We start from the raw sequence: 21727 nt of genomic DNA, 5'->3' as shown, positions 1-21727 counted from the left end.
CGTGATTTAGCTCAGAAAAGGTGCGTCATGCAGCCCTTCGTAATTGCTCCGTCGATTCTCTCTGCCGACTTCGCCCGCCTCGGCGAAGAAGTAGACAATGTTCTGGCCGCTGGTGCCGACTTCGTCCACTTCGATGTCATGGACAACCACTACGTGCCCAACCTGACTATCGGCCCGATGGTGTGCGCGGCACTGCGCAAGTACGGCGTTACCGCGCCAATCGACGCGCACCTGATGGTCAGCCCGGTGGATCGCATCGTTGGCGACTTCATCGAGGCCGGCGCGACTTACATCACCTTCCACCCGGAAGCCACGCTGCACGTCGATCGCTCGCTGCAGCTGATCCGCGAAGGCGGCTGCAAATCCGGTCTGGTGTTCAACCCGGCGACCCCGCTGGACGTGCTCAAGTACGTGATCGACAAAGTCGACATGGTCTTGCTGATGAGCGTCAACCCGGGTTTCGGCGGGCAGAAGTTCATTCCCGGCACCCTCGACAAACTGCGCGAAGCACGGGCGATCATTGATGCGTCGGGCCGTGACATCCGTCTGGAAATCGATGGCGGCGTCAACGTCAACAACATCCGTGAAATCGCTGCTGCTGGCGCCGACACCTTTGTCGCCGGCTCGGCGATCTTCAACGCGCCGAACTATCAGGAAGTCATCGACAAGATGCGCTCCGAACTGGCGCTGACTCGCCCATGAGCGGTTTTGAGCAGCTGTTCCCGGGCAAACTGCCACGGTTGGTGATGTTCGATCTGGATGGCACGTTGATCGACTCGGTTCCCGACCTGGCGGCAGCGGTGGACACGATGCTGCTCAGCCTTGGCCGCCAGCCAGCAGGCATCGATTCGGTGCGCGAGTGGGTTGGCAACGGCGCGCCGGTATTGGTGCGTCGGGCGCTGGCCGGCGGCATCGATCATTCGGCGGTGGATGACGTCGAGGCCGAACACGCGCTGGAAGTGTTCATGCAAGCCTACGGCGCCAGTCATGAACTGACCGTGGTTTATCCCGGTGTGCGCGACACCCTCAAATGGCTGCAAAAGCAGGGCGTGGCCATGGCGTTGATCACCAACAAACCGGAGCGTTTCGTCGCGCCGTTGCTGGATCAGATGAAGATCGGCCGCTACTTCAAGTGGATCATCGGCGGCGATACCCTGCCGCAGCAGAAACCTGATCCGGCGGCGCTGTTCTTCGTGATGAAAATGGCCAATATCCCGGCCTCGCAATCGCTGTTCGTCGGCGACTCGCGCAGTGATGTGCTGGCGGCGAAGGCGGCGGGGGTCAAGTGTGTGGCGCTCAGCTACGGTTACAACCATGGCCGACCGATTGCCGAGGAATCCCCGGCGCTGGTGATTGACGATCTGCGCAAGCTAATTCCCGGTTGCCTGGATCTGGCCGGTGGGATAACGTTGCCCGACGCTGTTCAACCCCCTTCTGGAAACGCCATCGTGGTGGTCACCCGCAAACTCTGGATGAAAGTCATCAAGGCCCTGGCCCGCTGGCGTTGGCGCGCCTGACTTTTTTCTGGCCGGCCTGCCGGCGCGTTTGCACACCTGACTGATGACACCTCACACCACGAGGCACCCTATGATCCGCGAAGAATTCCTGCGCTTGGCCGCTGACGGCTACAACCGCATCCCGTTGGCCTGCGAAACCCTGGCCGACTTCGACACGCCGCTGTCGATCTACCTGAAACTGGCCGACCAGCCCAACTCCTACCTGCTCGAATCGGTGCAGGGCGGCGAGAAATGGGGCCGTTACTCGATCATCGGCCTGCCGTGTCGCACTGTGCTGCGGGTGCACGACCATCACGTCAGCATCACCGTCGATGGCGTCGAGACCGAAAGCCACGACGTCGAAGACCCACTGGCCTTCGTCGAAACCTTCAAGGCCCGCTATAACGTGCCGACCATCGCCGGTCTGCCGCGTTTCAACGGTGGTCTGGTGGGTTATTTCGGTTACGACTGCGTGCGCTATGTCGAAAAACGTCTGGGCAAATGCCCGAACCCGGATCCACTGGGCGTGCCGGACATCCTGCTGATGGTCTCCGATGCGGTCGTCGTGTTCGACAACCTTGCCGGAAAAATGCACGCGATCGTGCTGGCTGACCCGGCGCAGGCCGATGCCTATGAGCAAGGTCAGGCGCGTTTGCAGCAATTGCTTGAGCAACTGCGCCAGCCGATCACGCCTCGTCGTGGTCTGGACTTCAGCAAGCAGCAGTCGACCGACCCGGTGTTCCGCTCCAGTTTCACCCAGGACGATTACGAAAAAGCCGTCGACACCATCAAGGAGTACATCCTTGCCGGTGACTGCATGCAGGTCGTGCCGTCGCAGCGTATGTCGATCGACTTCAAGGCTGCACCGATTGACCTGTACCGCGCACTGCGTTGCTTCAACCCGACGCCGTACATGTACTTCTTCAACTTCGGCGACTTCCATGTCGTCGGCAGTTCGCCGGAAGTGTTGGTGCGGGTCGAAGACAACCTGATTACCGTGCGCCCGATTGCCGGTACTCGCCCACGCGGGGCTACTGAAGAAGCGGATCTGGCGCTGGAAGTAGACTTGCTGTCGGATGACAAAGAGATCGCCGAGCACTTGATGCTGATTGATCTGGGTCGTAACGATACGGGTCGCGTCTCGGAAATCGGCTCGGTGAAACTCACCGAAAAAATGGTCATCGAGCGTTATTCCAACGTGATGCACATCGTGTCCAACGTTACCGGTCAGTTGAAGGAAGGCCTGACGGCGATGGATGCGCTACGAGCGATTCTGCCGGCGGGCACCTTGTCCGGTGCGCCGAAGATTCGTGCGATGGAAATCATCGACGAGCTGGAGCCGGTCAAGCGTGGCGTGTATGGCGGCGCGGTTGGTTACTTCGCGTGGAACGGCAACATGGACACCGCGATTGCGATTCGCACCGCCGTGATCAAGAACGGCGAGCTGCACGTGCAGGCCGGTGGCGGCATCGTCGCCGATTCGGTGCCGGCGCTGGAATGGGAAGAAACCCTGAACAAACGCCGCGCGATGTTCCGCGCGGTGGCCCTGGCTGAACAAACCCCGGACGTCTGATTCACGCAATTCCCTGTGGCGAGCCTGCTCGCGAAGAGGGCGTGTCAGGCGCTATAGATGTTGGCTGATACACCGCTTCGCGAGCAGGCTCGCTACCACATGGGTTTTGTGTTCAGCCATAAAAAAAGCGGCGCCTGTGAGGGCGCCGCTTTTTTGTGCCTGCGATTTAGAAGTCCAGACTCACCCCGACGTTGATCCCTTGCTGGGTAAAGTCATCATCCTTGCGGACGTTGTAGCTGGCACGTAGCGCCAGGTCTTTGGTGAGGTTGTGGCTCACGCCCAGGTTCAAGCGATTGAGGTTGGTCTGCGGGGTGTAGCCTTCCAGGGTGTACTGGTTGCCCGGCAGGCTGTTGAGATTCATCGTCACATCCTGAGCGTCATCGTTGTACTCACGTTCGTGAGCCAATTCGCCGAACACCTGAGTTTGCGAAGTGATCTGGTATTTGCCCTGAATCCCCAGACCGAGACGCCGGGAGATGCGCGACTGGTCATCGAATGTCAGCGCGGTGGAGTCAGCGCCGTCCTCCGAATAGCCGTCGACCTCGACCTTGGCGAAATCAGCACTCACGAAGGGTGACAGGTGCCATGGGCTGCTCGCCTCTGGCGCGATGTCGTAACCCACGCGTCCGCTGAAAGCCAGGACATAACCGTCGGTGTCGCCTTTCTCGCCGCGCTCGTTCGTCCCCAACTGGAATTTACGCTTGAGGCTGTCGTAATCCAGGTGGCCGGCGGTCACGGCCGCGTCACCCCACCAGCGATTCTGCTGGTACTGGGCGAAAGCGGTGCCCATGTAGGTGTTCAGCTTGTAGTCGGAATCGTGCTCGCCAGCTTCGAGTTTCTGGTTGTAGAACCCGGCCGCCAGGCCAATGCGCCAGGCCTCGTTGAGGCGGTAGCTGCCACCGATGTTCAAGTTGTAGCCATTGCCGTTGGCGCTGGCGCCGCTGTCCTGGCTGTCGAAGTCCTGATGTTGGCCGCCGCCAGCGACAATCGCGCGCCATTGGCCAACGCCTTGCCAGTTTTCCCAGTCGGCCAGCCACTGGTTGCGCAGTTCATCCTGATGCGAGCGCAGGGTGCCTTGCGCCATCTCTGGCAACAGGGTCGCTTCCCACGGTGCAGCCAGCAACGAGTAAGCGTAATCGGCGATCAGGCGCTGGCCGGCTTCGGTGGGGTGAACTGCATCGTTGTAGATGAGCTTGGTCGGGTCTGGCGTCGCACTGTTGATCCCGTACCGGGCATTCTCGGTGCAGCCGCTACCGCTGAAGCAGGTGGCGCTGAGATTCTGGTCGGTGGCCAGACCGAACTGGCCCGGGTTGGCAAACGACTCTTTGAGCAGCACCGGAATGTTCAGCGGAATCACGTTAGCGTTGACGCGCTGCAACTGGCTGACCAGTTCGGTGTTGAACTGACTGCTGAGCTGGGACGTGAACGCTTGCAGGGGAGAGCCATTGAAGGCCGGGGTGAAGCCGATGTCCGGCAGCAGCCATACCATGATGTAACGGGCGCCGGCTTGTTGCAGGGTTTGCGCACTGCTCGCCAGACGATCCGCCGCAGCGCTGGCCTGAGGCAGGCTGGTCACGCGTCCCTGAAGGAAATCATTGCCGCCCCCCGACAGGTAATACAGCGCATTCGGATCGGCGCGAAAGCCGTTCGACGGCAGGTAACCGGCGCGAGTGCGTTCGCCGGTGGCGGATTGCGTGGTGATCGAATCAAGAATCTGGTCGGTACGATAGCCGCCTACCGCCCAGTTGTTACCGTCGGCCAGGCCTTCGTTCGCGCGTACTGCCGATGACGAGGACGCTGTCTGATCCGGCGAGAACCCCAGTTTGCCGCCGAGGATCTGCGTCGCGTTGAGCGAGCGCAATTCGCCGCTGCCATCCAGATACACCGGGCCGGTGCGGTTGGTGAAGCGCTGAGTGGCGCCGTCCGGGCCGCCGCTGTCGCTAAACGTGCCGGCGTCATTGAGGCTGTCGCCGAAAACAATGAAATTCGAATAAGGATTGGGCGCGGCATTCGCTTGGGCGCAGGCTAATGCGAGCAAGCAGCTGGCCATCGGTACAAACAACGTCTGTTTGATCATGAGCAAGTCCGTTTATTTATTGTTGTAGGTGAACAAAACGACAGTACCAAAAACTTCCGGCCTTTTGCCATCGGTCGCGATTCCTCCCCTGGATTTATCCACCAAAGCCCCGGCCATATTGCACGCTCCGCCCAGCTAAGTTACTGTGCCCGAACGTATGAACGAGACCTTCCCCGTGTTGATCACCAGCAAACTTCTGGATCAAGTCATCAAGGCACACGCCCGTTGGCGTTGGCGCGCCTGAATCTTTTCTGCCGGCTCGGCCGGATCTGTATCGCTTTGCCTTCCTTGCTCGTTTGAATTGCCGCTTTGCCGACGCCCCTGTGCGTCCGACATCGTGCAGCGCCCTGCGGGCAAGTCATCTGAAGGCTGTCTTCAAGTCAGAATTCAAGAGGTTCGAAACGCCATGTTGCTGATGATCGACAACTACGACTCCTTTACTTACAACGTTGTGCAATACCTCGGCGAGCTGGGTGCCGAAGTCAAAGTCGTGCGCAACGACGAATTGACCATCGCCGAAATCGAAGCGCTTAACCCCGAGCGCATCGTTGTGTCTCCCGGTCCTTGCACGCCGACCGAAGCTGGTATTTCCATCGAGGCTATCAAGCACTTCGCTGGCAAACTGCCGATTCTTGGCGTCTGCCTCGGCCACCAGTCCATCGGCCAGGCCTTTGGCGGCGACGTGGTGCGCGCGCGTCAGGTAATGCACGGTAAGACTAGTCCGGTATTCCACGAGGACAAGGGCGTTTTCGCCGGTCTGAATCATCCGTTGACAGTCACCCGCTACCACTCCCTGATCGTCAAGCACGATACTTTGCCCGATTGCCTGGAACTGACCGCGTGGACGCAACACGATGACGGATCAGTCGACGAAATCATGGGCCTGCGTCACAAGACCCTGAACATTGAGGGCGTACAGTTTCACCCCGAGTCGATCCTGACTGAGCAGGGCCATGAACTGTTTGCCAACTTCCTCAAACAAACCGGCGGCACGCGCTAAGGACTTCCCATGAATATCAAGACAGCCCTGAGCCGTATCGTTGAGCACCTAGACCTCAGCACCGAAGAAATGCGCGATGTGATGCGCGAGATCATGACTGGCCAATGCAGCGACGCGCAGATCGGCGCGTTCATGATGGCCATGCGCATGAAGAGCGAAAGCATCGACGAAATCGTCGGCGCCGTATCGGTCATGCGTGAGCTGGCCGATCAAGTCGAACTGAAGACCCTCGACGGCGTGGTCGACGTGGTTGGCACCGGTGGTGACGGCGCCAATATTTTCAACGTATCCACCGCTTCTTCCTTTGTGGTTGCCGCTGCCGGTTGCACCGTAGCCAAGCACGGCAATCGCGCGGTATCGGGCAAGAGCGGCAGCGCCGATTTGCTCGAAGCAGCCGGTATCTATCTCAACCTGACGCCGGTTCAAGTCGCCCGTTGCATCGACAACGTCGGCATCGGTTTCATGTTTGCCCAGACCCATCACAAAGCCATGAAGTACGCCGCCGGCCCGCGCCGCGATCTCGGCCTGCGTACGCTGTTCAACATGCTCGGCCCGCTTACGAATCCGGCCGGCGTGAAGCATCAGGTGGTGGGTGTGTTCAACCCGGCGCTCTGCCGCCCATTGGCTGAAGTTTTGCAGCGTCTGGGCAGCAAGCATGTGCTGGTGGTGCATTCGAAGGACGGTCTGGACGAGTTCAGTCTCGCCGCGCCGACGTTTGTCGCCGAGCTGAAAAACAACGAAATCACCGAATATTGGGTCGAGCCGGAAGATCTGGGCATGAAGAGCCAGAGCCTGCACGGCTTGTCGGTCGACGGCCCGGAAGCGTCGCTGGCGCTGATTCGCGATGCACTGGGCAAGCGCAAAACCGAAAACGGCCAGAAAGCCGCTGAAATGATTGTGCTCAACGCCGGTGCAGCGCTTTACGCCGCTGACGTTGCCAGCAGTTTGAAACAGGGCGTGGAGCTTGCGCACGACGCCCTGCATACCGGCCTCGCTCGGGAGAAACTCGAGGAGTTGGGTGCCTTTACCGCGGTATTCAGAGTGGAGAATGAAGGATGAGTGTACCGACGGTTCTGGAAAACATTCTGGCCCGCAAAGTTCAGGAAGTCGCCGAGCGTAGCGCCCGCGTGAGCCTGAGCGAGCTGGAAAGTCTGGCCAAGGCGGCCGATGCACCACGCGGTTTTGCCCAGGCATTGCTGGCGCAGGCGAAGCAGAAACAACCGGCTGTGATTGCCGAAATCAAGAAGGCTTCGCCGAGCAAAGGCGTGATTCGCGAAGATTTCGTTCCCGCCGACATCGCCAAAAGCTACGAGAAGGGCGGGGCGACCTGTCTGTCGGTGCTGACCGACATCGATTACTTTCAGGGCGCCGACGCCTATCTGCAACAGGCTCGCGCCGCCTGCAAGCTGCCGGTGATCCGCAAGGACTTCATGATCGATCCGTACCAGATCGTCGAAGCCCGTGCACTGGGTGCCGACTGTGTGCTGCTGATCGTCTCCGCGCTGGACGATGTGAAAATGGCCGAACTGGCGGCGGTGGCCAAAGGCGTCGGTCTCGACGTGCTGGTGGAAGTGCACGACGGTGATGAACTGGAGCGCGCGTTGAAAACACTCGACACGCCACTGGTCGGCGTCAACAACCGCAACCTGCATACCTTCGACGTCAGCCTGGAAACCACCCTCGATTTGTTGCCGCGTATTCCGCGCGATCGTCTGGTGATCACCGAGAGCGGCATCCTCAATCGTGCCGATGTCGAGCTGATGGAAATCAGCGACGTTTATGCGTTCCTGGTCGGCGAGGCATTTATGCGTGCGGAAAGTCCAGGCACTGAACTGCAGCGCCTGTTTTTTCCGGAACGAGGTGGTTCGATCAGCGGTTCGACGCTCGACTGATAACCTTTCAGACCGAGTCGACCCTTTCGCGAGCAGGCTCGTTCCCACATTGAAATGCAATCCAGTGTGGGAGCGAGCCTGCTCGCGAAGAGGCGCTTGAAACCCCTGAAGATTCAAATCTGCCGGAGCCCGCCATGTCGCTGCCAATCCCTCTGACCATCGAAGCGGGCCTCCAGGCCGAACAAGACCTGCTCGCCTCAGTCTGCGCCGGCGATTCAGAGTTCGGCCTTCTATTCTGGCAGCCCACTGACCGCGCCCTGGTCATGCCTCGCCGCCTCAATCGTCTACCCGGTTTCGATCACGCCTGCGAAGTCTCCGCCGCAGCCGGCTGGCCAGTACTCCTTCGCGAGACGGGCGGTGAACCTGTCCCGCAATCAGCCTCGACGATTAACATCGCGCTGGTCTACGCACCACCGCGCAGCGAAGGTGATCTGAATCGCATCGAAACGGGCTACCGGCGTCTTTGCGATCCGATTTGTCAGTTGCTGGATGAGTTGGGCGGTACGTCGTCGCTGGGCGAAATTGACGGTGCGTTTTGCGACGGTCGCTTCAACGTCAATCTCGACGGCCGCAAAATGGTCGGCACAGCCCAGCGCTGGCGTCAGAGTCAGGGAGGGCAGCGTCCTGTAGGCTTGGTGCACGGTGCGATGTTGATGGATAACGAGCGCGAATCGATGGTTGCGGCGGTCAATCGCTTCAACGAAGCTTGTGGCCTCGAGCAGCGGGTACGTGCGCAAAGCCACATTGCCCTGCATGAAAAATTCAACGCGCCACAGGCATTGGCGCGTCTTGATGAGCTGTTTCGATTGATGCTGGCGCAGATGTACAGCGCCTGATTTTCGAGCTTACCGCGTACCGAAGACCACCATGGTCTTGCCTTTCACGTCGACCAGGTTGCGTTCCTCAAGATCCTTGAGCACGCGACCGACCATCTCTCGCGAGCAGCCGACAATCCGCCCGATTTCCTGACGCGTCACCTTGATCTGCATGCCGTCGGGATGGGTCATCGCATCCGGCTGTTTGCACAGTTCCAGCAGGCAACGGGCTACACGACCGGTTACGTCAAAGAATGCCAGATCGCCGACCTTGCGCGTGGTGTTGCGCAAGCGTTGTGCGATTTGTCCGCTGAGCACGTAAAGAATGTCTGGATCTTGCTGCGACAACTCGCGGAATTTCACGTAACTGATTTCCGCAATTTCGCATTCAACCTTGGCCCGCACCCAGGCGCTGCGTTGCTGTTCCTGACCAGCCTGCTCGAACAGGCCCAGTTCACCGAAGAAGTCCCCGGCGTTCAGGTAAGCGATGATCATCTCGCGACCATCGTCGTCTTCGATCAGGATCGTCACCGATCCCTTGATGATGAAGTACAACGTATCCGAACGGTCGCCGGCGCAGATGATGTTGCTCTTGGCGGCATGACGACGACGCTGACAATGCATCAGCAGCTTGTCGAGGTTCTTGATTTTGGGTGTGGGGGTAATAGCAACCATGGTTGTATCCCGAAAAGACTGCACGGTGATGTTTGATTTTTTTAGGAGGCGCTGAAGGCGGTCGCTACACAGCTGGCATAGGCGCCAGCGAATTGGCGCCAGCTTAACAGACACTTCGTCGCAAATTCGAGAAATTACCTACACGGTTGGAGCATTCGTCCTAGGAATGCTGCTCGCTGTCAGGGCAATCCCCTGTGCTAAGCTGGCGACCCTTTTTTTACAGTGGAGTCTGGGCGATGAAGGCACGCATCCAATGGGCTGGCGAAGCCATGTTCCTCGGCGAATCCGGTAGCGGTCATGTCGTGGTCATGGACGGTCCGCCGGACGCCGGTGGTCGTAATCTGGGTGTTCGCCCGATGGAGATGCTCCTGCTGGGTGTCGGCGGTTGCAGCAACTTCGACGTGGTCAGCATTCTGAAGAAGTCCCGTCAGGCCGTTGAAAGCTGTGAAGCCTTCCTCGAAGCCGAGCGTGCGACCGAAGACCCGAAGGTATTCACCAAGATCCACATGCACTTCGTGGTCAAGGGCCGTGGCCTGAAAGAAGCCCAGGTCAAACGCGCCATCGAACTGTCTGCCGAGAAGTATTGCTCGGCTTCGATCATGCTTGGCGCAGCCGGTGTGGCGATCACCCACGATTACGAAATCGTCGAACTGGGTTGAAGCGACATTCAACTATCATAAAAGCAGTGCAGACTCTGGCGATCCCCCGCTGACGTCTGCATAATGCGCCACTTTTTTCAGGGCAGTGATCGGTCAGCCGACGGGTCATCCGCCTGAACAGATAACCAAAATCGCCATCGCGAAGAGGTGTTAACCGTCCTACGCAGGTGCGTTGTTCGCATTTGACGGGCATGCTTGATCACGCGGCTGTGCCGCATACATAGAGAGTTTTTAACGGTGAAAAGCAAACTCAAGCTCCACGGGTTCAATAACCTGACAAAGACCTTGAGCTTCAACATCTATGACATCTGCTACGCGGAAACCCCGCAAGACCAGCAGGCGTACGTCGAGTACATCAATCAAGAGTACAACGCCGAACGTCTGACGCAGATCCTCACGGAAGTTGTAGAAATCATTGGTGCCAACATTCTGAACATTGCGAGTCAGAACTATGAGCCTCAGGGTGCCAGCGTCACGATTCTGATCTCGGAAGAGCCGGTGACCCCGACTGAAAGCCAGATCGAAGAGTCGCCAGGTCCATTGCCCGAAATTATCCTGGCCCACCTCGACAAGAGTCACATCACGGTGCATACCTACCCGGAAATCCATCCGGACGCCGGTATTGCGACTTTCCGTGTAGACATTGATGTGTCGACCTGTGGTGTCATTTCACCGCTTAAAGCGCTCAATTTCCTCATTCACCAGTTCGATTCGGACATCGTGACCGTGGATTACCGTGTGCGCGGCTTCACCCGTGACGTTGAAGGCAACAAGCACTTCATCGACCACGAGATCAACTCGATCCAGAACTACCTTTCCGAAGACACCCGCGACGCGTACCAGATGACCGACGTGAACGTGTATCAGGAAAACCTGTTCCACACCAAAATGCTGCTGAAGAACTTCGAACTGGACAACTACCTGTTCGGCGACGCCACCAGCAGCCTGTCGTCTGAGCAACGTGCCCAAGTGACTGATCGTGTGAAACACGAGATGCTGGAAATCTTTTACGCGCGCAACATGCCAGCGTAAGAGTTTCAGGCACAAAAAAAGGCGACCTTTCGGTCGCCTTTTTCATTCCATCACAGGATCTTTGTGGCAGCTGGCTTGCCAACGACAAGTCCCTGTCTGACGATTCAAACTTCAGATCCGATAAGTACTCTTGGTCATCACCTTGGCCAACAGACTCATCCCGAACTTCACTGGTGCCGGAAACCGGAAACCACCCGCATCCAGCGCACTCTCGGCATGATGCTCTTCATCAATGCGCATCTGCTCGAGAATCGCCCGAGACTTCTCGTCCTCGACTGGCAGTTGCTCCAGGTGCTCGTTCAAGTGCTTGCATACCTGATGCTCGGTCGCCGCAACAAACCCGAGGCTGACCTTGTCGCTGATCAGACCGGCCACAGCGCCAATCCCGAACGACATGCCATAGAACAGCGGATTGAGCACGCTGGTATGACTGCCCAACTGGTGAATGCGTTGTTCGCACCAGACCAGATGATCGATTTCCTCTTCGGCTGCGTGCTCCATGGCCTTGCGCACCTGTGGCAGCTTGGCGGTCAGCGCCTGTCCCTGATACAGCGCCTGGGCACAGACTTCGCCGGTATGGTTGATGCGCATCAGCCCGGCGACATGGCGGGTGTCTTCGTCGCTCATCTGGGTTTCCGGCTGCAAAATCGCCGGTGACGGACGGTACGGCTGGCCACTGAAGGGCAGCAGGGTACGCATCGCGGCATCGGCCTGCAGCAGAAGACGGTCAATCGGCGAGTAGTGACGTTGGGTAGTCATGCTGACCTCCGGGAAGAATCTCGGCGGCCAGTTTAACCGAATCGGCCGGAGAAGGTTTGCGCTGGGTCATTAGCCATGCGGTCATGCTTTTGTGGGAGCAAGCCAGCTCGCGAAGGTCGGCACATTCAAAGCATCAGCGCCTGACACTCCGCCTTCGCGAGCAAGATCGCTCCCACAGTTTTTGCGTTACATCAGCCCGGAGGCCAGTTCATCTGGCGTTGTCCGAGTACGTGCATATGAATATGGTAGACGGTCTGCCCACCCTTTTCATTGCAGTTCATGACGACCCGGAAGCCCTCTTCACAGCCCAGCTCCAGTGCCAGACGTTGCGCAGTAAACAGGATATGCCCGGCCAGTGCCTTGTCGTCCTCGGTCAGGTCATTGAGGGTGCGCACCGGTTTTTTCGGGATCACCAGAAAATGCACCGGTGCCTGAGGGGCGATGTCGTGGAAGGCCAGAACCTGGTCGTCCTCGTAGATGATCTTGGCCGGGATTTCCCGGTTGATGATCTTGGTGAACAGAGTATCCACTGCTGTTTTCTCCGTTGTTTGGGCTGGTCTGAGTGTACTCATGGGGACTGAACCCGCCCAGTGTTTTGCCGTAGGACAGATCAGCGCGGGCAGTAGGCCTTGTTGACCATGCCGACGATGGTGCGGTTCAGCCAGCGCGAACCCAGTCGCGGTAAAAACGCGAACCAGCGATTGCGCCGTCCCGGAATGATGATCGCGCGATTTTTCTCCAGCGCGCGAACGGTGTAGAGCGCGACTTCTTCGGGGCTCATCAGCATTTTGCTGTCTTTGAGTTTGTCACTGTTCAACTGCGCGGTGCGGAAAAAAGCCGTGCGGGTCGGGCCTGGGCAGAGCACCGAAACCTTGACCGCGCTTTGTTTGAGTTCAACCCGCAATGCTTCGGAGAAGTGCAGCACATACGCCTTGCTGGCGTAATAGGTGCTCATCCACGGGCCAGGATTGAACGCCGCCACGGAGGCAACGTTGAGAATCTGTCCGCCACCCTGTAGCGCCATGCTGTTGCCAATCGCATGGCACAGGCGGGTGAGGGCGAGGATGTTTACTTCGATCAGGTCCTGCTCGGTCATCCAGTCCTGAGCCAGGAAAGGGCCGCAAGTACCGATGCCGGCGCAGTTCACCAGCAGGTCGATTTGCCGGTCACCTTCTTCCAGCTCCAGCAGGAAACCGGAGAGGCGCAGCGGTTCGCCCAGATCGCAGGCTCGGAACAGGACCTCGACGCCGAAGCGTTGGGTCAGTTCGATAGCAATACTTTCCAGCTGATCACGCTGTCGTGCCACCAGAATCAGGCTGCGGCCGCGCCGGGCTAGCGCTTCGGCCATGGCCAGACCGATGCCGCTGGAGGCGCCAGTGATCAGAGCGTAACGGGTCATGCAATTCTCCCTCGCAACAGCTCCGCGCCAGCGACGCGGGTGTCACGGCGGGGAGCGCTGTTCATTCTTGCGCAGAGTCTACAGGGGCCTGCGCCGCTTCGGCTGCATCGTCGGTGGAATTCGCTGCGGGCTCGTCCTCGACTTCGACTTCATCGGTGGTCACCGAGCCGCTGTCGTAGCTGCTTTCGAGGCTTGTTTCGTATTCCTGCTGGATGGCCGAAATTCCGCCGAGTATCCCGCCCATGAAAAACAACCCGATAAAGACGATCCACAGTGCACTCAAAACCTTGACTGCTGTGTTGTTGGGCGGAGGTGGTGGCCCGTATCGGTTGGCACCGGTATTGCCCGGCACGACCATGATTACAAAAGGGAAGATGCTGCCCACGAATGGGACCAGGGTCAGCAACCACAGCCAGCCGGACCAACCGATATCGTGCAGGCGTTGCACGGTGAAGAAAATGCTGATGACGATGAGCGCCAAACCCAGAAAGAGCGCGACGATGCCGCCGATGATCAGTCCGCTGGTGGATTCGGCGCTGACCAGCCCCACGGCAATCAGCGCAAAAATGCTGATGATCGGCAGGCTTACCAACGTCACGACCATCGTCCAGGCCAGAAAGCGCAAACGACCGATCCGGCCTTCCACACCAAGCGGTTTGAGCGGTGCAAACGCTGCGAAGGTTTCACCTACGCTGGCCCGCGGTGGCGCATAAGGCGAGGAGGGTTCTGCCACGGCAGCGGATTGCTCGCGTACGTCCGAGAGGTTCAACTCGATTGCTGTTTCGGCTTCGATCCGGGCGTCGATCCCGGTTTTGTTCAATGCTTGCAGGTAGGTCTGCGCATCGCTGTGAGACAGATCGCGCTTGAGTGCCACGGTGCTGCCATTGAACAGCCGCTCAATGCTGGCCACTTCGCTTTTGAACAGATCTGCGAGATTCAGCTTGGCTGTGGTGATATCGACACCGGGCTGTAGAGCTCCGTCGAAAACGATCTTGTAACGGGGGTCGCTCATGGCCGAGGCATCCTTGTCGCGATAGATTGAAAGGTCGTCAGTGTAAGGCCAGTCCGCCAGCGACTGGCCTGATTTTTTCTTAGCGCGGCCAGCGTTGCGGCAACTGCGCGGCACGTTCCTGAGCCTGCCGGTATTCAGTGTCGAGGCGGGCGATCAACTGATCCACGCTGGGCAGATCATCAATCTGCCCAACACCCTGACCGGCAGACCAGACAGTCTTCCAGGCTTTGGCTTCATCGCTGATCGGCTTGAGCTTTTCGCCGAAATTGACTTCGCCTTTGCCTTGCAGCGTCGCCAGGTCGAAACCCGCGGCCTCAAGGCTTTGGCGCATGAAGCTGGCCGGCACCCCCGACACCGCTGGAGTATGAATGATGTCGGCTGCTTTGGCTGTCAGCAGCATCTCTTTGTAAGCGTCAGGCGCATGACTTTCGGTGGTGCCGATAAATCGCGTACCGAAGTAGGCCAAATCCGCACCGAGTAATTGAGCGGCCAGAATCTCGTGGCCATGGTTCAAACATCCCGCAAGCAGCAAGGTCTTGTCGAAGAACTGACGAATCTCGGCGATCAGCGCAAATGGACTCCACGTACCTGCATGACCCCCGGCGCCGGCCGCGACGGCGATCAAACCGTCGACGCCGGCTTCGGCGGCTTTCTCGGCATGGCGGCGAGTGGTGACATCATGGAAGACCAGGCCTCCGTAACTGTGTACCGCGTCGACCAACTCCTTCACCGCGCCAAGGCTGGTGATAACGATGGGCACTTTATGTTCGACGCAAATATCCAGATCCGCTTGCAAGCGCGGATTGCTGTTGTGAACGATCAGGTTCACCGCATACGGCGCCGGATTGTCCAGCGTCGCCAGTCCCGCCTCGATCTGTTCCAGCCAGGCTTTGAATCCGCTGCTTTCGCGTTGGTTCAGCGCCGGGAAGCTGCCGACCACGCCATTACGACAGCAGGCCAATACCAGTTCCGGATTGGAAATCAGAAACATCGGCGCCGCCACCACAGGCAGGCGCAGACGTTGTTCGAGCAGAGCGGGCAGCGACATTATGAACACCCCAAAGATTTGTACCGGTTGAAGTTAGAACGGCTTGACCACCACCAGAATTACGATAGCAATCAACATCAGAACCGGCACTTCATTGAACCAGCGATAAAAGACATGGCTGCGGGTGTTCTCGCCACGGGCAAAACGTTTTACCTGCGCGCCGCACATGTGGTGGTAGCCGATCAGCAAGACGACAAGGGTCAGCTTGGCGTGAATCCAGCCACCCATGCTGAAAATGCTCGGGTTGAGGTAGATCAGCCAGCCACCGAAGATCAGCGTGGCGATCATCGCCGGGCCCATGATGCCGCGATAGAGCTTGCGCTCCATGACACTGAAGCGTTCTTTGCTGATCGTGTCTTCACTCTGTGCGTGATAAACGAACAGTCGTGGCAGGTAGAACAGCCCGGCAAACCAGCACACAAGACTGACGATATGAAACGCTTTGATCCACAGATAGAGCATTTTTAGTTATTCCCAGGTTCACGGTAGTCTGGATAGTAGAGGCTTGAGCGTCCACACGTCACCTTGACGGTTGTCGCAGGCGCGCGCGGCCCCTATTATCGACGGCTTTCCAGTGGGTTCGTAGAGGGCAGGTTTATGGTCAAGGTCGGTATCGTCGGCGGCACGGGTTACACCGGTGTCGAACTGCTGCGTCTGTTGGCACAGCATCCGCAGGCAGAAGTGGCAGTCATCACTTCCCGATCCGAGGCCGGTCTGGCCGTGGCTGATATGTACCCGAACCTGCGCGGTCATTACGACGGCCTGGCCTTCAGCGTGCCGGACATCAAAACCCTCGGCGCTTGCGACGTGGTGTTCTTCGCCACGCCGCACGGTGTCGCTCACGCTCTGGCAGGTGAGTTGCTGGCGGCAGGCACGAAGGTCATCGATCTGTCGGCAGACTTCCGTCTGCAAGACGCTGAGGAGTGGGCCAAGTGGTACGGCCAGCCGCACGGTGCACCAGAGTTGCTGGATGAGGCGGTCTACGGTCTGCCGGAAGTCAATCGTGAGCAAATCAGGAAAGCCCGTTTGATCGCCGTGCCGGGGTGCTATCCGACCGCTACGCAATTGGGTTTTCTGCCGCTGCTTGAAGCCGGTCTGGCTGACACCTCGCGTCTGATTGCCGACTGCAAATCCGGTGTCAGCGGTGCCGGTCGCGGCGCGGCTGTAGGTTCTTTGTACTCAGAGACGTCGGAAAGCATGAAGGCTTATGCGGTGAAAGGTCACCGTCATCTGCCGGAAATTCGCCAGGGTCTGCGTCGTGCAGCGGGCAAGGATGTTGGTCTGACCTTCGTGCCGCACCTGACTCCGATGATCCGTGGTATTCACTCCACGCTGTACGCGACGGTAGTCGATCGCTCGGTTGATCTTCAGGCACTGTTTGAAAAGCGTTACGCCAACGAGCCGTTCGTTGATGTCATGCCGGCTGGCAGTCATCCGGAAACCCGTAGCGTGCGTGGCGCGAACGTCTGTCGCATCGCAGTTCACCGTCCACAGGATGGCGATCTGGTGGTGGTGTTGTCGGTGATCGACAATCTGGTCAAAGGCGCCTCGGGGCAGGCGGTGCAGAACATGAACATTCTGTTCGGGCTGGATGAGCGTTTCGGGTTGTCTCACGCCGGTATGCTGCCGTAACACTTTAACTCGCACAGCAAAAAGGCCCGTTCAACGGGCCTTTTTGCATTCTGAACAGCTCGTCGGGTTTATTGATATACCGTAACAATAGTTGACCGATTTTCTCGGACAAGCGGATAATGCGCGTCATCACGCATTATGGCGGCGTAACGCCGGGAGATAGTCAGCATGAGCGTCGAATCCTTCACCCCCACGGCTTTGCAATTCACCCAAGGTGCTGCGCACAAGGTGAAGAGCCTGGTCGATGAAGAGGGGAATGATCGCTTGAAGCTGCGCGTATTTGTTACGGGCGGCGGTTGTTCAGGGTTTCAATACGGTTTCACCTTCGATGAAGATGTTGCCGAGGACGACACCATTGTCGAGCGCGAAGGCGTAAGTCTGGTGGTTGATCCGATGAGTTTCCAGTACCTGGCCGGTGCGGAGGTGGACTACCAGGAAGGTCTGGAAGGTTCGCGCTTCGTGATCAAGAACCCGAATGCTTCCACGACGTGTGGTTGCGGCTCGTCGTTTTCGATCTGATCGCACTTCGCTGCAGACAATAAAACGCCGCAGAGCCTTACGGTTCTGCGGCGTTTTTTATTGGCCGGCGATCTACTCAGTTGGGGTAGATCGCGCCGAGTACACGCAGGCCTTTGGCGCCGGTGACGCTCGGGCGGTTGGTGGCGATGCCTTCGAGGCAGCAATGAGCCAGCCAGGCGAAAGCCATGGCTTCTACCCAGTCAGGATCTACACCGTGAGTGGCAGTGCTGGCGACTTTCGTGTTTGGCAGCAACTCGGCAAGACGATTCATCAGTGCCGCGTTGTGCGCGCCGCCACCGCAGACCAACAGTTCGCGGGTATTCGATTGAGCGCTTTTCAGCGACTCAATGATGGTCAGCGCAGTCAGTTCGAGTAACGTTGCCTGTACGTTTTCAGCTGAGTACGCCTGCAGGCTTGCAAGGTGTCGTTCCAGCCAAGGCAGGTTGAACACTTCCCGGCCGGTGCTTTTCGGGCCTTTGGTCACGAAGAACGGATCGCTGAGCAATGCTTTCAGCAGCGCTGGTTCAGCGGTACCGGAGGCAGCCCAATCGCCGTTACGGTCATAATTCTCGCCACGCTGCTGCTGAATCCAGGCGTCCATCAGCACATTCCCAGGCCCGCAGTCGAAACCGGCTACAGGCTTGGTCGGCTCAATCAGACTCAGATTGCTGAAACCGCCGACATTCAAGACCGCCTGATTACCGCTACGCTCTTCGAACAAAGCTTCATGGAAGGCCGGTACCAGAGGCGCACCTTGACCGCCGGCAGCGACATCGCGGCTGCGGAAGTCACTGACCACCGTGATACCCGTCAGCTCTGTCAGCAGGGCAGGGTTACCAATCTGTACGGTAAAACCGCGCGCTGGCTCGTGGCGAATAGTCTGGCCATGGCTGCCGATCGCACGGATAGCTTCAGGTTTGAGCTGTTGCTGGCTGAGGAGGGCATCGATGCCCTGTGCCGCGAGCCTTACCCACTTTTGCTGGGCAATCGCCGAGCGAGCGATCTCGTCGGGGCCGCTTGCGCACAAGCCAAGCAGCTCGGCGCGCAGGGATTCAGGCATGGGAATGTAGTGCGTGGCGATCAGTTTGATCGCCGAGGTTTGCTCGATCAGGGCGATGTCCAGCCCGTCGAGACTGGTTCCGGACATTACCCCGATATAGAGAGCCATGGCTTATCGCTTGCTCGAAGCCAGCATGGTGGCCTTCTCTTGGTCCATACGTGCCATCAGTGGTTTGCTCTGCGCCAGGAAACGGGCGCGTTCGGCTTTGGCGATTGGATCGGCCATTGGCAGCTTCTGGCCCAGTGGGTCTACGTGAACGCCATTGACCTGGAACTCATAGTGCAAGTGCGGGCCGGTCGACAGACCAGTCGTGCCGATGTAACCGATCACTTGGCCCTGTTTGACACTGCCGCCGGTCTTCACACCTTTGGCGAAGCCTTGCATGTGGCCGTAAAGCGTACGGTAAGTATTGCCGTGTTGAATGATAACAGTGTTGCCGTAGCCTCCGCGGCGGCCGGCCAGCAGCACTTTACCGTCACCGGCAGCCTTGATCGGCGTGCCGCGTGGGGCTGCGTAGTCGACGCCTTTGTGGGCGCGGATCTTGTTCAGGATCGGGTGCTTGCGGCCCATGGAGAACTTGGAGCTGATGCGGGCGAAGTCCACCGGAGTGCGGATGAACGCTTTGCGCATGCTGTTGCCATCGGCGGTGTAGTAGCTGCTATTACCCTGTTTGTTGGTGTAGCGCACAGCGGTGTAGGTCTTGCCGCGGTTAGTGAAGCGTGCTGACAGGATGGGGCCGGTGCCGACAGCCTTGCCGTTAACCACTTTCTGTTCGTAGATCACATCGAATTCATCGCCCTGGCGAATGTCCTGAGCGAAGTCGACGTCGTAGCCGAAGACACTGGCCATGTCCATGGTCATGCTATGGGAAAGCCCGGCGCGAGCGGCGGATTGCGATAGCGAACTGTTGATTATACCGTGAGCGTAGGCGGTGCGAACGATAGGTTTTGTAGTAACCCGGTTGAAGGCGAAGCCCTTGTCATTCTTGGTCAGGGTGATGGTTTCAACGTCGCTGACTTTGCTGTGCAGGCTTGTCAGTTGACCTTCAGGGGTGAGTTCGAACTCGATTTTCTGGCCGCGCTTGAGCTGGCTGAACTGTTTGGCTTGTTTGTCGCTGGCCAGAACTTCATGCACGGCGGTTGCAGGCAAACCGACCTTTTCGAACAGGGTCGATAGCGTATCGCCTTTTGCAACAACTACCTCTCGATGCCCAGGGGCATTAGGTTTTTCAGCGATCGGAGCCGGGGCGGGCGCGGCTTCAGCGGTTTGCGGAGTGTTTTCTTCACTGTTTTCGATTTGGGCGAACGGCGAGGCTACAGGCTCATTTGTGGCTTGAGCGGCGTCTGCAGCGTCTTGATCTTGTGTCAGTTGTTCAGCAGGACTTTCCAGTTCAAGGCTCAGGGTTGTCTTTTTGGCTTCTACATCACTGGAAGGAAATACCAGGAGCGCCAGGCTGAGAAGGGCGGCGATTCCACTTGCAGCGAGCAGGTGGGTCTTCGGGTAAAGCGGTGGCGCTTTAGACGGTTCGGTGGTCATAGGTAATTTTGACTTTGAAAAGTAATGAATTGGAAAAGATGAATGACATGATGAAGATGAAATAACTGTATAAAATATAACCAAATCATCTCTGAAGCAAGTCTACAGACATCGCGTCTGTGGATTGGTGTCCGTGCGCCGGGCAAAACTTGTAATTGGTGCGCGATCTTGTATGGTTGGTTCCCTTTGAATCTGAGCCTTGCGGGTCTGTTATGAAGTCGGTTGAAGAGCAGCTAGCGCTGATTAAACGTGGTGCGGAAGAACTGTTGGTCGAGTCCGAGCTGATCGAGAAGCTCAAGCGCGGCCAGCCGCTGCGTATCAAGGCTGGTTTTGATCCAACCGCTCCGGATCTGCACTTGGGTCATACCGTGCTTATTAATAAGCTGCGTCAGTTCCAGGAGCTGGGGCATCAGGTGATCTTCCTTATAGGGGACTTCACCGGGATGATCGGTGATCCGAGCGGCAAGAGCGCCACTCGTCCGCCGTTGACTCGTGAGCAGGTCCTGGAAAACGCCGAGACGTATAAAACTCAGGTGTTCAAGATTCTCGATCCGGCGAAAACCGAAGTTGCTTTCAACTCCACCTGGATGGATCAGATGGGTCCGGCGGATTTCATTCGTCTGACTTCGCAGTACACCGTCGCGCGCATGCTTGAGCGCGATGACTTCGACAAGCGTTACACCACCAACCAGCCAATCGCTATTCACGAGTTTCTCTATCCGCTGGTTCAGGGATATGACTCGGTCGCTCTGCGTGCGGACGTCGAGTTGGGCGGTACCGATCAGAAGTTCAACTTGCTGATGGGGCGTGAGCTGCAGCGTGGTTATGGTCAGGAAGCTCAGTGCATTCTGACGATGCCTCTGCTCGAAGGTCTCGATGGCGTGAAGAAGATGTCCAAGTCGTTGGGCAACTACGTCGGCATTCAAGAGGCGCCGGGCGTCATGTACAGCAAGCTCGTATCGATTCCGGATGCGCTGATGTGGCGTTACTTCGAATTGCTCAGCTTCCGCTCGATGGACGAGATCAATGCGTTGCGTGCTGATGTAGAGGCAGGCGCCAATCCGCGTGATGTGAAAATCAAGCTGGCTGAAGAGATCGTTGCGCGCTTCCATGGCGAAGAGGCTGCAGCGAACGCTCACCGCGCGGCAGGTAATCGTATGAAGGATGGCGAGCTCCCTGATGATCTGCCGGAGATCGAACTGCCTTCTGCTGAAGATATGCCGATTGCCGCCGTCCTTAATAAGGCAGGTCTGGTGAAGAACTCGGCAGCGGCGCGTGATCTTCTGGCGTCCGGCGGTGTGCGTATAGATGGTGAGGTCGTTGATCGCTCCTTTATATATGCAGTGGGTGCGACTCACGTTTGCCAAGCTGGCAAGAAGGCTTTTGCGCGTATCACGCTGAAATCTGAATAAAGTCGAAATTAACGGTTGACGGCAGATTCCAGACGTCTATAATTCGCCCCACTTCCGGCGCAGTCGAAACGGAAAACTCCTTGAGATTCAATGAGTTAAGTAGGTTTCGAGAGTGGGTCGCTTCAGTTCAT

Annotated in this window: 22 protein-coding genes; 12 read left to right on the top strand and 10 right to left on the bottom strand. The window is 58.1% G+C overall.

Annotated features, from left to right (window positions below):
* The first annotated feature begins 27 nt into the window (after positions 1 to 27).
* The 3 genes from rpe (at position 28) to trpE (ending at position 3069) form a co-directional block, all read left to right on the top strand.
* Positions 28 to 702, top strand: coding sequence for a ribulose-phosphate 3-epimerase (gene rpe / locus JJD74_RS18535; protein WP_042561371.1), 675 nt, complete (start codon positions 28 to 30; stop codon positions 700 to 702).
* Complete coding sequence (locus JJD74_RS18530) at positions 699 to 1517, top strand: phosphoglycolate phosphatase (protein WP_042561370.1); 819 nt, start codon at positions 699 to 701, stop codon at positions 1515 to 1517. The genes rpe and JJD74_RS18530 overlap by 4 nt, the downstream gene beginning before the upstream one ends.
* Positions 1518 to 1587: 70 nt before the next feature.
* Positions 1588 to 3069, top strand: a complete 1482-nt coding sequence (gene trpE, locus JJD74_RS18525) for an anthranilate synthase component I (protein WP_200616515.1) — start codon at positions 1588 to 1590, stop codon at positions 3067 to 3069.
* Between the two features lie 166 nt (positions 3070 to 3235).
* Here trpE and estP read toward each other — a convergent pair whose 3' ends face one another.
* On the bottom strand, positions 3236 to 5146 hold the full coding sequence (gene estP, locus JJD74_RS18520) for an esterase EstP (RefSeq protein WP_200616514.1): 1911 nt from the start codon (positions 5144 to 5146) through the stop codon (positions 3236 to 3238).
* A 406-nt stretch (positions 5147 to 5552) separates the two neighbouring features.
* On the opposite strand from estP, the gene JJD74_RS18515 reads away from it, so the two are divergent.
* From JJD74_RS18515 to JJD74_RS18500, 4 genes are all read left to right on the top strand, one after another.
* The gene (locus JJD74_RS18515; RefSeq protein ID WP_025113531.1) at positions 5553 to 6146 is read left to right on the top strand and encodes an aminodeoxychorismate/anthranilate synthase component II; all 594 of its coding nucleotides are present in this window, start codon (positions 5553 to 5555) and stop codon (positions 6144 to 6146) included.
* Between the two features lie 9 nt (positions 6147 to 6155).
* Positions 6156 to 7205, top strand: a complete 1050-nt coding sequence (trpD, locus tag JJD74_RS18510) for an anthranilate phosphoribosyltransferase (protein WP_200616513.1) — start codon at positions 6156 to 6158, stop codon at positions 7203 to 7205.
* The gene (gene trpC, locus JJD74_RS18505; RefSeq protein WP_042561366.1) at positions 7202 to 8038 is read left to right on the top strand and encodes an indole-3-glycerol phosphate synthase TrpC; all 837 of its coding nucleotides are present in this window, start codon (positions 7202 to 7204) and stop codon (positions 8036 to 8038) included. Before trpD ends, trpC begins: the two co-directional genes overlap by 4 nt.
* A 134-nt stretch (positions 8039 to 8172) precedes the next feature.
* Entirely contained in the window at positions 8173 to 8874 is a 702-nt protein-coding gene (locus tag JJD74_RS18500) for a lipoate--protein ligase family protein (RefSeq protein WP_200616512.1), read from the top strand.
* Between the two features lie 9 nt (positions 8875 to 8883).
* Here the strand turns inward: JJD74_RS18500 and crp are convergent, their stop codons facing one another.
* Positions 8884 to 9528 (bottom strand): cAMP-activated global transcriptional regulator CRP, encoded by a 645-nt coding sequence (crp, locus tag JJD74_RS18495; RefSeq protein WP_007966430.1) that lies wholly within the window; start codon positions 9526 to 9528, stop codon positions 8884 to 8886.
* Positions 9529 to 9764: 236 nt separating this feature from the next.
* Between crp and JJD74_RS18490 the strand changes: the two genes are divergently transcribed.
* Both JJD74_RS18490 and speD read left to right on the top strand, forming a co-directional pair.
* The gene (locus JJD74_RS18490; RefSeq protein ID WP_003228794.1) at positions 9765 to 10187 is read left to right on the top strand and encodes an OsmC family protein; all 423 of its coding nucleotides are present in this window, start codon (positions 9765 to 9767) and stop codon (positions 10185 to 10187) included.
* Between the two features lie 237 nt (positions 10188 to 10424).
* On the top strand, positions 10425 to 11219 hold the full coding sequence (speD, locus tag JJD74_RS18485) for an adenosylmethionine decarboxylase (RefSeq protein WP_042561364.1): 795 nt from the start codon (positions 10425 to 10427) through the stop codon (positions 11217 to 11219).
* A gap of 111 nt (positions 11220 to 11330) precedes the next feature.
* On the opposite strand, the gene coq7 is transcribed toward speD, so the two are convergent.
* The 6 genes from coq7 to hemJ all read right to left on the bottom strand — a co-directional run bounded on the left by coq7 (position 11331) and on the right by hemJ (position 15899).
* On the bottom strand, positions 11331 to 11978 hold the full coding sequence (gene coq7 / locus JJD74_RS18480; protein WP_047303750.1) for a 2-polyprenyl-3-methyl-6-methoxy-1,4-benzoquinone monooxygenase: 648 nt from the start codon (positions 11976 to 11978) through the stop codon (positions 11331 to 11333).
* 191 nt (positions 11979 to 12169) lie between these two features.
* Complete coding sequence (locus JJD74_RS18475; RefSeq protein WP_003228789.1) at positions 12170 to 12508, bottom strand: histidine triad nucleotide-binding protein; 339 nt, start codon at positions 12506 to 12508, stop codon at positions 12170 to 12172.
* A gap of 80 nt (positions 12509 to 12588) precedes the next feature.
* Entirely contained in the window at positions 12589 to 13377 is a 789-nt protein-coding gene (locus tag JJD74_RS18470; RefSeq protein WP_042561362.1) for an SDR family NAD(P)-dependent oxidoreductase, read from the bottom strand.
* 61 nt (positions 13378 to 13438) lie between these two features.
* Positions 13439 to 14389: a DUF805 domain-containing protein gene (locus tag JJD74_RS18465; RefSeq protein WP_042562228.1), complete on the bottom strand. Its 951-nt coding sequence runs from the start codon at positions 14387 to 14389 to the stop codon at positions 13439 to 13441.
* A 79-nt stretch (positions 14390 to 14468) separates the two neighbouring features.
* A complete protein-coding gene (locus JJD74_RS18460; protein ID WP_042561361.1) occupies positions 14469 to 15437 on the bottom strand; it encodes an NAD(P)H-dependent flavin oxidoreductase in 969 nt (322 codons plus the stop codon).
* Between the two features lie 33 nt (positions 15438 to 15470).
* Complete coding sequence (gene hemJ / locus JJD74_RS18455; protein WP_042561360.1) at positions 15471 to 15899, bottom strand: protoporphyrinogen oxidase HemJ; 429 nt, start codon at positions 15897 to 15899, stop codon at positions 15471 to 15473.
* Between the two features lie 135 nt (positions 15900 to 16034).
* On the opposite strand from hemJ, the gene argC reads away from it, so the two are divergent.
* Together argC and erpA are read left to right on the top strand one after the other, a co-directional pair.
* Entirely contained in the window at positions 16035 to 17069 is a 1035-nt protein-coding gene (gene argC, locus JJD74_RS18450; RefSeq protein WP_042561359.1) for an N-acetyl-gamma-glutamyl-phosphate reductase, read from the top strand.
* A gap of 168 nt (positions 17070 to 17237) precedes the next feature.
* On the top strand, positions 17238 to 17588 hold the full coding sequence (gene erpA, locus JJD74_RS18445) for an iron-sulfur cluster insertion protein ErpA (RefSeq protein WP_042561358.1): 351 nt from the start codon (positions 17238 to 17240) through the stop codon (positions 17586 to 17588).
* A 76-nt stretch (positions 17589 to 17664) separates the two neighbouring features.
* Here erpA and JJD74_RS18440 read toward each other — a convergent pair whose 3' ends face one another.
* Positions 17665 to 18756, bottom strand: coding sequence for an anhydro-N-acetylmuramic acid kinase (locus JJD74_RS18440; protein WP_200616511.1), 1092 nt, complete (start codon positions 18754 to 18756; stop codon positions 17665 to 17667).
* A 3-nt stretch (positions 18757 to 18759) separates the two neighbouring features.
* Positions 18760 to 20184: a peptidoglycan DD-metalloendopeptidase family protein gene (locus tag JJD74_RS18435; RefSeq protein WP_200616510.1), complete on the bottom strand. Its 1425-nt coding sequence runs from the start codon at positions 20182 to 20184 to the stop codon at positions 18760 to 18762.
* 212 nt (positions 20185 to 20396) lie between these two features.
* Between JJD74_RS18435 and tyrS the strand changes: the two genes are divergently transcribed.
* Positions 20397 to 21596 carry a tyrosine--tRNA ligase gene (gene tyrS, locus JJD74_RS18430; protein WP_200616508.1) on the top strand — a complete coding sequence of 400 codons (1200 nt, stop codon included), beginning with the start codon at positions 20397 to 20399 and terminating at the stop codon, positions 21594 to 21596.
* Positions 21597 to 21727: the final 131 nt, after the last annotated feature.

This window comes from Pseudomonas sp. MF6776, from assembly GCF_016613125.1.
Classification (GTDB): domain Bacteria; phylum Pseudomonadota; class Gammaproteobacteria; order Pseudomonadales; family Pseudomonadaceae; genus Aquipseudomonas; species Aquipseudomonas iridis.
This window is presented reverse-complemented; position numbering and strand designations above follow the sequence as displayed.